This is a genomic window from Microbacterium sp. MF43 (assembly GCF_012847295.1).
In the GTDB taxonomy this organism is placed as follows: domain Bacteria; phylum Actinomycetota; class Actinomycetes; order Actinomycetales; family Microbacteriaceae; genus Microbacterium.
In genome coordinates this window covers 33,972-48,437 of record NZ_JABBDY010000002.1, presented here as the reverse complement: position 1 = coordinate 48,437, position 14,466 = coordinate 33,972, and the positions used below count along the sequence as shown (strand labels likewise).

General features: G+C 71.3%; 11 protein-coding genes. 8 read left to right on the top strand and 3 right to left on the bottom strand.

Annotated elements, in window-relative coordinates:
• The 5 genes from HF323_RS04590 to dapF are packed head-to-tail and all read left to right on the top strand — an operon-like array spanning position 1 to position 5,237.
• Positions 1-936 carry an ABC transporter ATP-binding protein gene (locus HF323_RS04590; protein WP_169581424.1) on the top strand — a complete coding sequence of 312 codons (936 nt, stop codon included), beginning with the start codon at positions 1-3 and terminating at the stop codon, positions 934-936.
• Positions 933-1,811: an ABC transporter permease gene (locus HF323_RS04585; protein ID WP_169581423.1), complete on the top strand. Its 879-nt coding sequence runs from the start codon at positions 933-935 to the stop codon at positions 1,809-1,811. Before HF323_RS04590 ends, HF323_RS04585 begins: the two co-directional genes overlap by 4 nt.
• A gap of 46 nt (positions 1,812-1,857) precedes the next feature.
• Complete coding sequence (gene miaB, locus HF323_RS04580) at positions 1,858-3,408, top strand: tRNA (N6-isopentenyl adenosine(37)-C2)-methylthiotransferase MiaB (RefSeq protein WP_169581422.1); 1,551 nt, start codon at positions 1,858-1,860, stop codon at positions 3,406-3,408.
• On the top strand, positions 3,405-4,355 hold the full coding sequence (gene miaA, locus HF323_RS04575) for a tRNA (adenosine(37)-N6)-dimethylallyltransferase MiaA (RefSeq protein ID WP_169581421.1): 951 nt from the start codon (positions 3,405-3,407) through the stop codon (positions 4,353-4,355). Before miaB ends, miaA begins: the two co-directional genes overlap by 4 nt.
• A 9-nt stretch (positions 4,356-4,364) precedes the next feature.
• Positions 4,365-5,237: a diaminopimelate epimerase gene (dapF, locus tag HF323_RS04570; RefSeq protein ID WP_169581420.1), complete on the top strand. Its 873-nt coding sequence runs from the start codon at positions 4,365-4,367 to the stop codon at positions 5,235-5,237.
• A gap of 12 nt (positions 5,238-5,249) precedes the next feature.
• Here the strand turns inward: dapF and HF323_RS04565 are convergent, their stop codons facing one another.
• On the bottom strand, positions 5,250-5,891 hold the full coding sequence (locus tag HF323_RS04565; RefSeq protein ID WP_169581419.1) for a methyltransferase: 642 nt from the start codon (positions 5,889-5,891) through the stop codon (positions 5,250-5,252).
• A gap of 149 nt (positions 5,892-6,040) precedes the next feature.
• Between HF323_RS04565 and hflX the strand changes: the two genes are divergently transcribed.
• Entirely contained in the window at positions 6,041-7,567 is a 1,527-nt protein-coding gene (gene hflX / locus HF323_RS04560) for a GTPase HflX (RefSeq protein ID WP_169581418.1), read from the top strand.
• Here hflX and HF323_RS04555 read toward each other — a convergent pair.
• The gene (locus tag HF323_RS04555) at positions 7,564-9,483 is read right to left on the bottom strand and encodes a prolyl oligopeptidase family serine peptidase (protein ID WP_169581417.1); all 1,920 of its coding nucleotides are present in this window, start codon (positions 9,481-9,483) and stop codon (positions 7,564-7,566) included. The genes hflX and HF323_RS04555 overlap by 4 nt on opposite strands.
• Before the next feature lie 215 nt (positions 9,484-9,698).
• Between HF323_RS04555 and HF323_RS04550 the strand changes: the two genes are divergently transcribed.
• Entirely contained in the window at positions 9,699-10,658 is a 960-nt protein-coding gene (locus tag HF323_RS04550) for a methylenetetrahydrofolate reductase (RefSeq protein WP_169581416.1), read from the top strand.
• The gene (gene metE / locus HF323_RS04545; RefSeq protein WP_169581415.1) at positions 10,655-12,991 is read left to right on the top strand and encodes a 5-methyltetrahydropteroyltriglutamate--homocysteine S-methyltransferase; all 2,337 of its coding nucleotides are present in this window, start codon (positions 10,655-10,657) and stop codon (positions 12,989-12,991) included. The genes HF323_RS04550 and metE overlap by 4 nt, the downstream gene beginning before the upstream one ends.
• Here the strand turns inward: metE and HF323_RS04540 are convergent.
• Positions 12,988-14,451, bottom strand: coding sequence for a hypothetical protein (locus HF323_RS04540; protein WP_169581414.1), 1,464 nt, complete (start codon positions 14,449-14,451; stop codon positions 12,988-12,990). The two genes, metE and HF323_RS04540, sit on opposite strands and share 4 nt — an antisense overlap.
• Positions 14,452-14,466: the final 15 nt, after the last annotated feature.

Sequence of the window (14,466 nt, the reverse complement as noted above, 5' to 3'; positions counted from 1 at the left end):
ATGGCGATCCGCGTGGAAGGGCTGACCAAGCGCTTTCGCACGACCACGGCGGTGAACGACCTCACGTTCTCGGTACCCGAGGCGTCCGTCTTCGCCTTCCTCGGGGCCAATGGAGCCGGGAAGTCGACCACGATCAACTGCCTCACGAGCGTCCTGGCGTTCGACGCCGGGACGGTCCGCGTCGCCGATCACGACGTCGTCACCCAAGGGGAGCGGGTGCGCGAGCGCATCGGCGTCGTCTTCCAGGACTCGGTGCTCGACCCCATGCTCACCGTGCGCGAGAACCTGCGCCTGCGTGCCACGCTCGCGAAGGTGCCGCGTGCGCGCGCCGACCGGCGCATTGCCCACCTCGCAGAGCTCATCGAGGTCGACACGTTCCTCGACCGGCGTTACGGCGCCCTCTCCGGCGGCCAGCGTCGGCGCGTCGACATCGCGCGCGCACTCGTGCACGAGCCGGCGATCCTCTTCCTCGACGAGCCGACGGCGGGCCTCGACCCGCGCAGCCGCGCGCTCCTGTGGCGGACGGTTCACGGACTGCGCCGTGAGACGGGACTCACGGTCTTCCTCACCACTCACTACATGGAGGAGACCGAGGAGGCAGACCGCGTGTGCATCATCGATCGCGGCGAGATCGTCGCCGATGGCACTCCCGCGGCGCTGCGCGCCGAGCACAGCCACAGCATCCTGACGGTGACCACGAGCGACGTCGCGGGGCTCGCCCGCCTCGCCTCGATCCACGGCGGCGAGGTGGCGGTCGACGGCGATGTCGTCGTGATCGCCGTGCCGGATGCCGCGGCAGCCCAGGGGCTTCTGGCGACGCACGGCGACAAGGTACGCGACTTCGAGTTCCGCCACGGACGCATGGATGACGTCTTCCTCGCCCTCACCGGTCGCATCGTCGATGACGACGAGCCCCAGCCGGGTGCACGATCATGACCGTCGTCCTCGCCATCGTGCGGCGCAATCTGCGCCTCTTCTTCCGAGATCGGATGAACGTCTTCTTCTCGCTGCTCGGGGCGCTCATCCTGTTCGTCCTGTACACGCTGTTCCTCGCGCGGCTTCAGATCGACGGCCTGCAGGAGACCTTTCCGCAGGCGTCCGAGCAGGACATCCGCACATTCGTCGACACCTGGATGTTCGCCGGGATCGTCATGCTGTCGACGATCACCACCGGGCTCGGCGCCCTCGTCACGCTCGTCGACGATGGCGAGACGGGTCGCTTCCGCGACTTCCTGGTCTCCCCGGTGCGCCGGACGCAGCTCGTCCTCGGCTACCTCATCGCGGCCGTCACCGTCGCGATCGTCATGTCCATGATCGTGCTGGCGTTGAGCATCCTGTACCTCGGCGTCGTCGACGGGGTGTGGCTCACGCCGCTGACCGTCATCCGCATTGCGGGCATCACGCTGCTCTGCTGCGCCGGGTTCACCGCGCTCTCAGCGCTCATCGTCACGTTCATCCGCACGACCGCCGCCTTCTCGGGTTTCGCGACGGTGATCGGGACCGTGCTCGGATTCATCGCTGGTGCCTACATCCCCGTCGGATCGCTCCCGGTCGCGGTCGCCACGACGATCAATGCGCTGCCCTTCGCTCAGGGGGCGATGCTCCTTCGGCGTGAGTTCACGGCCGACTCGCTGTCGGCCATGGTCGGCGAGAGCGCTGAGGCCGGCGAGGCCATCCGCGAGTTCTACGGCATCGACGCGTACGTCGGCGAGTTCGTTCTGCCGGCCTCCATAGCGTTCGGCGTACTCCTCGCGATGGCATTCGGCTTCACGGCCCTGTCGGCGGGTCGCATTCGCGCCCGCATCCGCTGACGCTCCCGGCACCGGTCTCAGGCGCGACTCGTAGAATGACTGCATCATGACCACCCCGCTCAGCTCCCCGACGCTCATCGCGCCCTCCGACGCCGCGATCGGCGCCGACGGCCGCGCACGCACCTACGAAGTGCGCACGTTCGGCTGCCAGATGAACGTTCACGACTCCGAGCGCCTCTCCGGCTCGCTCGAGAGCGCAGGGTACGTGCGCGCCGACGCCGGCGAAGAGGCGGACGTCGTCGTCATCAACACCTGCGCCGTCCGCGACAACGCCGCCGGCAAGCTGTACGGCACGCTGGGACATCTGAAATCCCGCAAGGACAAGCGCGCCGGAATGCAGATCGCCGTGGGCGGATGCCTCGCGCAGATGGACAAGGACGCCGTCCAGCAGAAGGCGCCGTGGGTCGACGTGGTCTTCGGGACTCACAACATGGGATCCCTCCCGAGCCTGCTCGAGCGCGCCCGCCACAACGGCGAGGCCGAGCTCGAGATCCTCGAGTCGCTGGAGATCTTCCCCTCGACGCTGCCCACCAAGCGCGACAGCGTCTACAGCGGCTGGGTGTCCATCTCGGTCGGCTGCAACAACACCTGCACCTTCTGCATCGTCCCGAGCCTGCGCGGCAAGGAGAAGGACCGCCGCCCCGGCGACATCCTCAACGAGATCCGGCTGCTGGTCGACGACGGCGCCCTGGAGGTGACCCTCCTCGGTCAGAACGTCAACTCCTACGGCGTCGAGTTCGGAGACCGCCAGGCCTTCGGCAAGCTGCTTCGTGCAGCCGGCGAGATCCAGGGGCTCGAGCGGATCCGCTTCACGAGCCCGCATCCCGCGGCGTTCACCGACGACGTCATCGACGCCATGGCCGATACCCCCGCGGTCATGCCGCAGCTGCACATGCCGCTGCAGTCCGGAAGCGACCGCATCCTCAAGGCCATGCGCCGCTCGTACCGCAGCGAGCGGTTCCTCGGCATCCTCGACCGCGTGCGGGCGAAGATCCCCGACGCCGCGATCACGACCGACATCATCGTCGGCTTCCCCGGTGAGACCGACGAAGACTTCGAAGACACGATGCGCGTGGTCGAGCAGGCCCGCTTCGCCAGCGCGTTCACGTTCCAGTACTCCATCCGCGAAGGCACCCCGGCGGCGACCATGCCCGATCAGGTGCCGAAGGAGATCGTCCAGCAGCGGTACGAGCGGCTGGTGGCACTGCAGGAGCGCATCTCGCTCGAAGAGAACCAGAAGCAGCTCGGGCGTGAGCTGCAGGTGCTCGTCTCGACGGGTGAAGGAAAGAAGGATGCGGCGACCCACCGTCTGACGGGGCGCGCCGAAGATAACCGCCTCGTGCACTTCGAGGTGCCCGAGGGCTCCGACCTCCCGCGTCCCGGCGACGTCGTGTCGGTCGTCGTCACCCACGCCGCGCCCTTCCACCTGCTCGCCGATTCGCCCGATGGCGCGCCGCTGCGCATCCGCCGCACACGTTCGGGAGACGCGTGGGACAGGACGCAGGCCGAGTCCTGCGGCGTTCCCGCCCCGGCAGCCACCTCCGGCGCGCCGCGTGCCGTGTCGCTCGGACTGCCGACGCTGCGCATCGGCGAGTGACCGCGCCCGGTCGACGCCGGCTCTGGGCGGTCGTCGGTGCCACCGGCACCGGCAAGACCTCGCTGTCCCTCGACCTGGCCGAGGCGCTGGCGTCGCGGGGGCAGCCGGCTGAGATCGTCAATGCCGATGCGATGCAGCTGTACCGCGGCATGGAGATCGGCACCGCCAAGCTCCCGGTGAGCGAGCGCCGGGGCATCCCTCACCATCTCTTCGACGAGCTCGAGGTGACCGAGGACGCGGCCGTCGCCTGGTACCAGCGCGCTGCGCGCGACGTGATCACCGGGATCCATGGGCGCGGCGCGGACGCGATCCTCGTCGGCGGCTCCGGCCTCTATGTGTCCAGTGTCGTCTTCGACTTCCGCTTCCCGCCGCACGATGAGCGTCTGCGGGCCGAACTGGAAGCCGAGCTCGACGCCCACGGGCCGGGCATGCTGTACGCCCGCCTGCGCGAGGCCGATCCGGTCACGGCGGCCCGCGTGGACCCGAAGAACGGCCGCCGGATCGTCCGTGCCCTCGAGGTTCTGGCGCAGGGCGCCGACACCCACGGCGCCGCCCTCCCCGACGTGCCGGTGCTGTGGCACGAGCCGACCACGATGATCGGCGTCGCCGTGCCGCGCGCGCAGCTCGTCGCGCGCCTCGACGAACGCGTCGCCGGCATGTGGCGCGACGGACTCGTGGGCGAAGTCGCAGCGCTGCGCGACCGGGGGCTCGAGCGCGGTGTGACCGCTCGGCGCGCGATCGGCTACGCGCAGGCGCTCGCGCAGCTCGAGGGCACGCGCACCGAAGCCGAAGCGATCGCCGAGACACAGGCGCTCACACGGCGCTACGCGCGCCGGCAGGTGTCGTGGTTCACGCGCTACGCCGAGGTGCGATGGGTGCAGCCCGCACATCCGGCGGCCGACCTCATCGCCGCGGTGGCGGACGAGGGGCCCGCCGACCGCCCCTAGACTTGGGGGATGCCGCAGACCATCGGGTTCACCAAGGGCCACGGCACGGGCAACGACTTCGTCATCGTGCCCGATCCGGACGGCGCGCTGGACCTCTCCGACGACCAGGTCGCCGTGCTGTGCGATCGCCGGTTCGGCATCGGCGGCGACGGCATCCTCCGGGTGGTGCGCACGAGCGCGATCGACGAGGGGGCGGATGCCGCGGCATCCGGTGCCGAATGGTTCATGGACTACCGCAACGCCGACGGCTCGAAGGCCGAGATGTGCGGCAACGGCATCCGGGTGTTCGCCCGCTATCTCGCCGAGGTCGGCTGGGCGACGCTGGACGGTGATCCGCTCAAGGTCGGCACGCGCGCCGGCGTCAAGACGATCACCCGCAGTGACCTCGGACTGGAGGTCGACCTCGGTCCGTGGCGTGTCGAGACGGACGACGTGCTCGTGCGGGCACGCGGCATCGGCGCGCCGCGACCCGGCCTCGGCATCGATGTCGGCAATCCCCACATCGTCGTGGCCCTTCCCGATACCCGTGAACTCGAGGGCCTCGACCTCACGGCGCTGCCGCAGCTGCACCCCGAGCCGCCCCACGGGGCGAACGTCGAGTTCGTCGTGCCGAGCGACCCGCTGGTGCGCGACGGCGTGGGGTCGATCCGCATGCGCGTGTTCGAGCGCGGCGTCGGCGAGACGCTGAGCTGCGGCACGGGCGTGGCGGCGGCTGCCTTGGCCGTGCGCCACTGGGCAGGTCCGGCTGCACCCGACCACTGGACGGTCGACGTGCCGGGGGGCACGCTCGGCGTGCGCATGCCCACTGTGGGGGACGAACGGCACGTGCTGCTCTCGGGCCCCGCGACTCTGGTCTACTCGGGCGAGGTCACGCTCGCGTGAGGTGCCGTGCCCTCAGGGCAGGTCGATAGGCGTGGTCGGCGGCGTGCCATGCCGCCGGACCTTCAGCACCCGGAAGCCGCGACCCGTCGCCGCGCGGTGCACGCTGTATCCGTGATCGAAGGTGGCGGCCAGCCAGCGCTGCAACGAGTCCGACCCGAGGTTGCGCTGTACGACGAGCCACGCGTCCGCGCGCTCGTCCAGCCGGGGGATCCACCGCTCGAGCAGGCCGTGCAGCTCGTTCTTGCCGACGCGGATGGGCGGGTTGGAGCGGATCGTGCGGAAGACGATGTCGTCGGGAACTTCGTCGGGGAGCACCGCGTTGACATTGTCGAGACCGAGCGCGGTGGCGTTGCGGCGGACGAGGTCGAGCGCACGCTCATTCACGTCGACCGCCCAGACGGTGGCGTGCGGTGACTCCATCGCGAGAGTGAGGGCGATCGGTCCCCAACCCGAGCCGAGGTCCAGCAGGTTGCCGCCCGGCGGAGGTGGGGGAGTGTTGGCCAGCAGCACGCCCGTACCGGAGTCCACGTGATCGGGGCTGAACACGCCTCCGGCGGTCGTGACTTCGACGTCGCGGCCGGCGAGGGTCACCCGGATTCGTCGCAGATTCTCGGGACTGGCGGGCGTCGCACTGAAGTAGTGGTCGGACACCATGATCGACGAGCCTAGCGGAGGACCGCCGCGCGGTGCGAGGGCCTCAACGCCGCCGTGAGGGTATGGGCCGCGGTCGCACACAGGACTAGAATTCACGGATGCCTCGAACCGCCGATCAACGGCGGAAAACGGCATCCCGAGAGGAACGAATGACGGATACGACAACACCCCAGAGCACCGACGAGACGCCGGTGGACCCGGTGGATCGCGTGCTCGCGCGCGCAGAGGCGCGTTCGGGGGTGCGCGTGTTCGGTGCGGCGCAGGCGCTTCAGGACGAGTCCACCGTCGCGACGCCCGACACCGACGGTGAGCAGTGGGATCGCGAGGAGCGCGCGGCGCTGCGGCGCGTTCCGGGACTGTCCACCGAGCTCGAGGACGTCACCGAGGTCGAGTATCGGCAGCTTCGGCTCGAGAACGTCGTGCTGGTGGGGGTGCACCCGCAGGGTGAGCAGGAAGACGCCGAGAACTCGCTGCGCGAGCTGTCCGCACTCGCCGAGACGGCCGGCGCGGTCGTCCTCGACGGCGTGCTGCAGCGTCGCCCGCACCCGGACCCCGCCACGTATGTCGGTCGCGGCAAGGCGGAGGAGCTCCGTGACATCGTCGCCGCGGTGGGCGCCGATACCGTCATCGCCGACACCGAGCTCGCGCCGAGCCAGCGCCGAGCGCTCGAAGACGTCGTGAAGGTGAAGGTCATCGACCGCACCACGGTCATCCTCGACATCTTCAGTCAGCACGCCAAGAGCCGCGAGGGCAAGGCGCAGGTCGAGCTCGCTCAGCTCGAGTACCTCCTTCCGCGTCTGCGCGGATGGGGTGATTCGATGAGCCGGCAGGCCGGTGGCCAGGTCGGCGCCGGCGGCGCGGGCATGGGCTCACGCGGTCCCGGTGAGACCAAGATCGAGCTGGACCGCCGTCGCATCCGCACGCGGATGGCGCAGCTGCGTCGCCAGATCCGCGAGTTCGCACCGGCGCGCGACGCGAAGCGGGCCGAGCGCAAGCGGCACACGATCCCCTCGGTCGCGATCGCCGGCTACACCAACGCCGGCAAGTCGAGCCTCCTGAACCGGCTCACGAGCGCGGGAGTGCTCGTCGAGAACGCGCTGTTCGCGACGCTCGACGCGACCGTCCGCCGGTCGGAGACCGGCGATGGCCGCGTCTACACGCTGACCGACACGGTCGGCTTCGTGCGCAACCTGCCCCATCAGCTGGTGGAGGCGTTCCGCTCGACGCTGGAGGAGGTCGGCGGCGCGGACGTCATCGTGCACGTCGTGGACGGGGCGCACCCCGACCCTGCCGCGCAGCTGGCGACGGTGCGCGACGTGATCGGCGACGTCGGCGGACGCGACATCCCCGAGATCGTGGTCTTCAACAAGGCCGATCTGATCGACGACGACACCCGGCTCGTGCTGCGCGGACTCGAGCCCAAGGCGCTCTTCGCGTCGTCACGGACGGGCGAAGGTCTCGACGAGCTGCGCGCCGCGATCGAGGCCGCACTGCCCTTGCCCGCGGTCGAGGTCGACGTGCTCGTCCCCTACGACCGCGGCGACCTGGTCTCGGCGATCCACGAGCAGGGCATGATCCTGTCGCAGGCCCACGAGGAGGGCGGCACCGCGGTGCACGCCCGCGTCGGCGCGCATCTCGCCGCGCGTCTGGCGCCGTTCGTCCGCCCCGCGAGCTAGTCGAGGTCGAGGGGCGGGATCCCGTCGGGCTCGAAACCGAGCACCTGGCCCAGAAACGCCACCTCGGCCTCGAGCTGGCGGATCACGGTCTCCGCACGGCGGAACCCGTGTCCCTCGCCTTCGAACGCGAGATACGCGTGCGGAACGCCGTTCTGCCGCAGGGCATCGCGCACCGCCTCGGACTGCGAGGGCGGGACGACCTCGTCGTCGAGGCCCTGCTCGATGAGCAGCGGCGTCCGCAGGCGGTCGAGCCGTGAGAGCGGAGACCGTGCGACGTAGAGAACCTCGGCGTCGGGAAGCGGCCCCACCATGCTGTCGAGGTAACGCGCCTCGAAATCGTGGGTGTCCTCGGCCAGCCGACGGAGGTCCGCGACGCCGTAGCGGCTGATCCCGGCGGCGAAGGCGTCCGAGAGCGACAGAGCGCACAGCACGGTCCAGCCGCCGGCCGAGCCGCCCGCGATCGCGAGGCGGTCGGGGTCGGCTCCACCCTGCGCCGCGAGGCCGCCGGCCGCGGCGATGACGTCGTCGACGTCGACGACGCCCCACTGCCCGAGCAGGCGCTCCCGGTACGCGCGCCCGTACCCGCTCGAACCTCCGTAGTTGACGTCGAGCACGCCGATCCCGCGGCTCGTGAAGAAGGCGATCTTTGCGGATGCCGCGCCGCCGACGTGCGCCGTCGGCCCCCCGTGCACGAAGACGACGTACGGCGCCCGTTCGTCAGCGGGGGCCGTGACGTCGGGGTTCGTCGGCGGGAAGTCGTACGCGTGGACGGGTCCGTGCGGACCGTCGTACGTCACCGCGCGGGAGCGCGGCATCCACTCCGCGCCCCACGGGGACTCGCCGCCGGCCACCAGCCGCGCTGATGCCGGATCGTCGACGTCGACGTCCCACAGCTCGGACCCGCCGCCGCCCGATCCGCTCACGAGCACGCGCGACCCGCGGACGTCCTCGATCGAGAGGCCGGCGACCGCTTCCAGGCCGACGGCGCGCGCGTTCCCCGCCGCGTCGATCACGACGAGCTCGTCCGCGCCCTGGGTCCGCACGGCGACGAACCTGCCGTCTTCGAGGACGCCGAACCAGCGCTGGCCGAGCGACCAGAGCGGACCGCCGGTGTCGGCGTCGGCGGGCGCGACCGGCGCTCGCTGCAGGTCGGCCGTCAGTCTCAGCCGCCAGAGGTTCCACCGTCCGGTCGGATCGTCGGCGTAGAGCAGGTCGTCGTCACCGATCCAGGCCGGCTGGAGCGGCGCGGTATCGCCGCCGGCGACCGTTGCCCACTCCGCCACCACGCCATCCTCGATACGACCTACGCGCAGTTCCGCGCGGTCCCACGGCATGGCCGGGTGGTCCCACGCGATCCATGCCAGGTGCGTGCCGTCGGGCGAGAGGGCCGGGTGGGCGACGAAGCGGCTGTCCTCGACGAGAGAGGTGAGGGCAGAGGCATCCCGAGCCGCACTGCCGTCGATCGGAACCTCGACGATGTCGCGGTGCGGACCCGCCGGGTCGCCATGCGTCTCGCGCACCGCCAGCAGGCGCCCGCCCTGCCACGTCAGTCCGCCGAACCGCATTCCGCCCTCGGCGGGCGTGAGCGGCCGCGGGCGGTCGGCGTCGCCGACGAACCACACGCGCTGATCGGTCTTCTCGACGAAGACGAGCCTGCCGTCGACGGCGGTCCAGGCGCCGCCGCCGTACTCGTGGACGCGCGAGCGCGCGCTCCGCGGCGCCTCGAGGAGGCTCGACACGGTTCCGGATGCCGCGGCCCGCCGCACCGTCGTACGCCCGCCCTCCTCCGGCACGGTCTCGCCCCACCAGATCTCGTCGCCCACGTACCGGGCGCCTTCCAGCCGCGGCGACGCCGCCGACACGGCCTTCGCCGAGAGCGGGGAGGGCCACGATCCGTAGGGGAGTGAGGTCGTCACGTCACCACGGTACGGCGAAACACAAGGTCACAGGGAGAGGGTTGCGAGCGCCGCTCGGCTAGCTTTGTCCCATCGTCGCCCGGGGTCGTCACGCCGGGCAGGGAGCGACAGCCGAGCCCGGCACCCGCCCGCGATGACACCGCACCTCCGGTCCACCCGGTGGTGCACCCGTCCGCGGCCGCCCGGCCTTTCCGTCCCCCATCCGAGAGCACGCCATGTCGATCGACCTCAGCGCCCCGCCGGTGCCGTTCTCGTTCGAGATCTATCCGCCGCGCACCGACGCCGGCATCGTCGCGCTGCACGAGACGATCCGCCGGCTGGCCGGCGTCGGCCCCCGGTTCATCTCCGTGACCTACGGCGCGGGCGGCTCCACCGGCGGGCGGTCGCTCGACCTCCTCCGGCACATCCTGCGCGAGACATCCGTCGCGCCGCTGGCACACCTGACCTGCGTCGGCAACACGTATGCGGGAGCCAACGCGCTCATCCGCGAGTTCCTCGACGCGGGGGTCACGAGCTTCCTCGCGCTGCGCGGAGACCCGCCTGCGGGCGTCTCCGAAGAGGAGGTGTACCTGGGCGATCTCGAGAGCTCGGCGCAGCTCGTGCAGCTGATCGACCGTGTCCAGGCCGAGCGGGCCCCCTACACCGAGCAGCCCATCCCCGGCGTGCCCGGTGCCGTCCGCGTCGAGGCGCGGCCGAAGGTCGACATCGCCGTCGCGGCGTTCCCGAACGGGCACCCGCGGTCGCGGCATCCGCGCGAGCACATCGACGCGCTGCTGGCGAAGCAGGCGGCGGGAGCGACGCTTGCGATCACGCAGCTGTTCTTCCACGCCGACGACTACCTCGCGTTCGTGCAGCGCTCGCGCGAGGCCGGCGTGACGATCCCGATCCTCCCCGGCATCATGCCGATCACCTCGCCGTCGCGACTGCGCCGCGTGCTCGAGCTGAGCGGCGAGGAGCTGCCCTCCGAGCTCGCGATCGCGCTCGAGGTCGAACCCACACCCGAGGGTCAGCGCGCACTGGGCATCGCCTACGCCGCCGACCTCGCACGCGATGTGGTCGCCGGCGGCGCGCCGGGCGTCCACCTCTACGCCTTCAACAGCCACGACACGGTGCTCGCGGTGCTCCGCGACGCCGGCATCCTCACCCCTCCCCTCGAAAAGGAACCCGCACGATGAGCGACACGACCCCCGAGTTCCCCCGCGGAACGATCCTCGGCTACCCCCGCATCGGCCGCCGCCGCGAACTGAAGCGCGCCGTCGAGTCGCACTGGAGCGGTGCGATCGACGAGCACACCCTCGAGGCCACAGCGGCAGAGCTGCGACGCGCAACGCGCGAGCGCCTGGCCGGCCTCGGCCTCGGCCGCACCGACTCGGCGATCCCTGAGTCGTTCTCCTACTACGACCAGGTGCTCGACGCCGCCGTCACGGTCGGCGCGCTGCCGGAGCGCTTCGCCGACCTGCGCCGCGATGACGGCACGATCGGCCTCGACGCGTACTTCACCGCCGCACGCGGCGCCGGCGAGAACGCCCCGCTCGAGATGACGAAGTGGTTCGACACGAACTATCACTACCTCGTCCCCGAGATCGGCCCCGAGACCGTCTTCGCGCTGTCGAGCGACCGGTTCGCACGCCAGGTGGCCGAGGCCAAGGCGGACGGCTTCACCGTCCGCCCCGTGGTCGTCGGCCCGGTGACGCTTCTCGCCCTCGCGAAGGCCACGGACGGCGCTCCCGCGGGCTTCGACCCGCTCAGCCGTCTCGAAGACGTGCTGCCCGTCTACGCCGAACTGCTCGCCGCGCTGCGCGCCGCCGGCGCCGAGTGGGTGCAGCTCGACGAGCCGGCCCTCGTGAGCGAGAGCCTCCCGGCCGATGCCGCGACGCTCGCCGCCGCGGCCGAGCGCGCGTACGCCGTGCTCGGCGCAGCGACGGAGCGTCCGGCCATCCTCGTGACGGCCGGCTATGCGCAGCTCTCGGCAGAGGCGTGGACGGCGCTCGCCGCCGCACCGGTCGAGGCGCTCGCGATCGACCTCACGCGCGGCTCGGTTCCGGCGCCCGCCGCCGGCCTCGAAGGCAAGACCCTCGTCGGCGGCGTCATCGACGGCCGCAACATCTGGCGCGGTGACCTCGCCGGCGCGTGGGCCGAGCTCGAGGCGCTCCAGGCGCTCGGCGCCGCGCAGGTCTCCGCCGGCACGTCCACCTCGCTCCAGCACGTGCCCCACGACGTCGACGAAGAGGCGGCCCTCGACCCGCGCCTGGTGTCGTGGCTCGCGTTCGCCGATCAGAAGACCGCACAGGTCGTCACGCTCGCCCGCGGCCTGGCCGACGGAGCCGCGGCGATCGAGTCCGAGGTGGCCGAGGCATCCGCCGCCCTCGCCGATCGCCGGAACGCACCCGGTGTGCGCGACGGCGCCGTGCGCGAGCGCGCCGCCGCCCTCACGCAGGACGACTTCGACCGGGGCGATTACGAGGCACGCGTGGCGGCGCAGGAGGCCGCCCTCGGCTTGCCGGTGCTGCCGACGACGACCATCGGGTCGTTCCCGCAGACCGGCGAAATCCGCCGCGCGCGCGCACGCCACGGAAAGGGCGAGATCACGACGGAGGAGTACGAGCAGTTCCTGCGGGACGAGATCGCACGCGTCGTGACGCTGCAAGAGGACCTCGGCCTCGACGTCCTCGTGCACGGCGAAGCCGAGCGCAACGACATGGTGCAGTACTTCGCCGAGAACCTCGACGGCTTCGACGTCACCCAGAACGGCTGGGTGCAGTCCTACGGCTCGCGCGCCACGCGCCCGTCGATCCTGTGGGGCGACGTGTCCCGTCCGGCGCCGATCACGGTCGCCTGGTCGGCGTTCGCCCAGTCGCTCACCGAGAAGCCGATGAAGGGCATGCTCACCGGCCCGGTGACGATCCTCGCCTGGTCGTTCGTCCGCGACGACCAGCCGCTGTCCGAGACGGCGAACCAGGTCGCCCTCGCGCTGCGCGATGAGATCGCCGATCTCGAGTCCGCCGGGATCGGCGTCATCCAGGTCGACGAACCGGCCCTGCGCGAACTGCTTCCGCTCAAGAAGGCCGACCAGCCGTCCTACCTCGAATGGTCGGTGGGCTCGTTCCGCCTCGCGACGGCGGGCGCTGCCCCGGCGACGCAGGTGCACACGCACCTCTGCTACTCCGAGTTCGATGTCGTCATCGATGCCATCGCGGCACTGGACGCCGACGTGACGTCGATCGAGGCGGCCCGCAGTCGCGGCGAGGTGATCGCCGACATCGCGGAGTCCGGCTTCACCCACGGCGTCGGCCCGGGCGTCTACGACATCCACTCGCCCCGCGTGCCCTCGGTGGCCGAGGTCGCCGAGCTGCTCGACCGCGCGGCGACCGAGCTGCCGCTGCGCCAGGTGTGGGTCAACCCGGACTGCGGCCTCAAGACGCGCGGCTACGACGAGACTGTCGAGTCGCTGCGCAACATCATCGAGGCGACGCGCTCGATCCGCGACAAGGTCGGCGCGGCGGTCTAGCCCTTCGCGGACTTCTGGGAAGAGGCACCGGATGCCCCGGCCGGCGCGGCCGAGGCATCCGGTGCCTCGTCATCCACGGAGTCCGGCACCGGCTCAGCGGGCACGACCTCGTCCGCGGCGACCGGATCGTCCGAGGACGGCGCGAGCTCGTCGCTGCGGCGCTGGAGGAGCTCCAGCAGCCACAGGACGACGACAGCGACGATCACCACGAGGAAGATGTCGCCGATCGACAGCGGCTGCAGGGCGATGAGCCACAGCACCGCAAGGATGGCGATGACCACCCGCACGACGACTCGGTAGCGGGCGAGCCACGCGCCGAACCCGCGGGTGTCGAGGCCGCGTGAGGCCAGTTGGCGCCGCGCCGTGGCGTTCAGGCCGCCGACGGCGCCGCGTACCCCTGTCGCCGCCGCAGACCGTCCCATCGCCCAGCCCAGCACAGCCACGACGATCCCGAGCACGAGGAGCACGATCGCCGTGTGCCTCATCGCGCCGACCAGTTGCTCGTAGATCACGTCGAGCCCGGACGGCGAGAGGTCGAGGTCGGTCGCCACCGTCGGCATGGCGGCGTCGCCGATCGACAGGGCCAGCGCCAGCGCACCGGACCCGAGGGCGAGGCCGATGCCGGTGCCCAGCACCGCCGTGCTGCGTCGACGTGCCACGGCGATCCCGACGCCGAACAGCACGAGCGTGAGGACCGGGAGCCACCACCCGAGCGTCGTGGCCAGCGCGTACCCGGTGCGGATCGCAGCCAGATTGTCGCCCTTGCCGACGATCACGACGCGGTCGATCTCCGGGATGAGCTGCGCTGCGTTGACGCCGTTGTCGACGAGACGCTGCTTCACGGTCTCGACGATCATGCCCAGCTGGATCCCGACGCCCTCTTCTGTCCGGACCACGAGTCCGCCGCCGTCCGACGTCGCGGCGGTCGTCAGGGCGCGGTGGGCGGCACGGGTGGCGGTGGCCCAGACGTCGGCGAAGGCCTCCGACTCGACGACGCGCGTGACGGCCTCCGTCACGAGGTTCTCCAGGCCGTCGGCAGCGGGCGCCTCGAGCAGCGTCAGCGCCTGCGCGGCGCGCGGCGGGAAGCCGTCGATGCCGGCGATGCCGCTGAAGACGCTGCTCGTGAAGTCCTGGAAGTCGACGCGGGCGTTGATCGCCTTCATCGTCTCGTCGATGACCATGTCCTGTACGGCGGCGTCGCTCACCAGGGGTGCGAGCGTCGAGACGAACGCATCCTCCTCCACGAGCTGGACGCGCGCCCACGCGGTGACGATGGAGACCGGCACGAGAACGGCTGCCACGACGATGCAGATCGCCGAGACGACGGATCGCCAGCGCCCGCCGGCCCGGCGCTGGACGGTCGACGGCGCCGCGGCGGCGGCGAGGCGTGCATTCTCGGATTCGAGTTCGCGGATACGGGCCTCGAGATCCAGGGCGTCCGACGGCGCAGTGTCGCTCATGGCGTCATTCTGGCG

Coding starts and splice junctions, on each gene's coding strand:
- HF323_RS04590 (WP_169581424.1), top strand. CDS start 1: ATGGCGATCCGCGTGGAAGGGCTGACCAAGCGCTTTCGCACGACCACG.
- HF323_RS04585 (WP_169581423.1), top strand. CDS start 933: ATGACCGTCGTCCTCGCCATCGTGCGGCGCAATCTGCGCCTCTTCTTC.
- miaB (WP_169581422.1), top strand. CDS start 1,858: ATGACCACCCCGCTCAGCTCCCCGACGCTCATCGCGCCCTCCGACGCC.
- dapF (WP_169581420.1), top strand. CDS start 4,365: ATGCCGCAGACCATCGGGTTCACCAAGGGCCACGGCACGGGCAACGAC.
- HF323_RS04565 (WP_169581419.1), bottom strand. CDS start 5,891: ATGGTGTCCGACCACTACTTCAGTGCGACGCCCGCCAGTCCCGAGAAT.
- hflX (WP_169581418.1), top strand. CDS start 6,041: ATGACGGATACGACAACACCCCAGAGCACCGACGAGACGCCGGTGGAC.
- HF323_RS04550 (WP_169581416.1), top strand. CDS start 9,699: ATGTCGATCGACCTCAGCGCCCCGCCGGTGCCGTTCTCGTTCGAGATC.
- metE (WP_169581415.1), top strand. CDS start 10,655: ATGAGCGACACGACCCCCGAGTTCCCCCGCGGAACGATCCTCGGCTAC.
- HF323_RS04540 (WP_169581414.1), bottom strand. CDS start 14,451: ATGAGCGACACTGCGCCGTCGGACGCCCTGGATCTCGAGGCCCGTATC.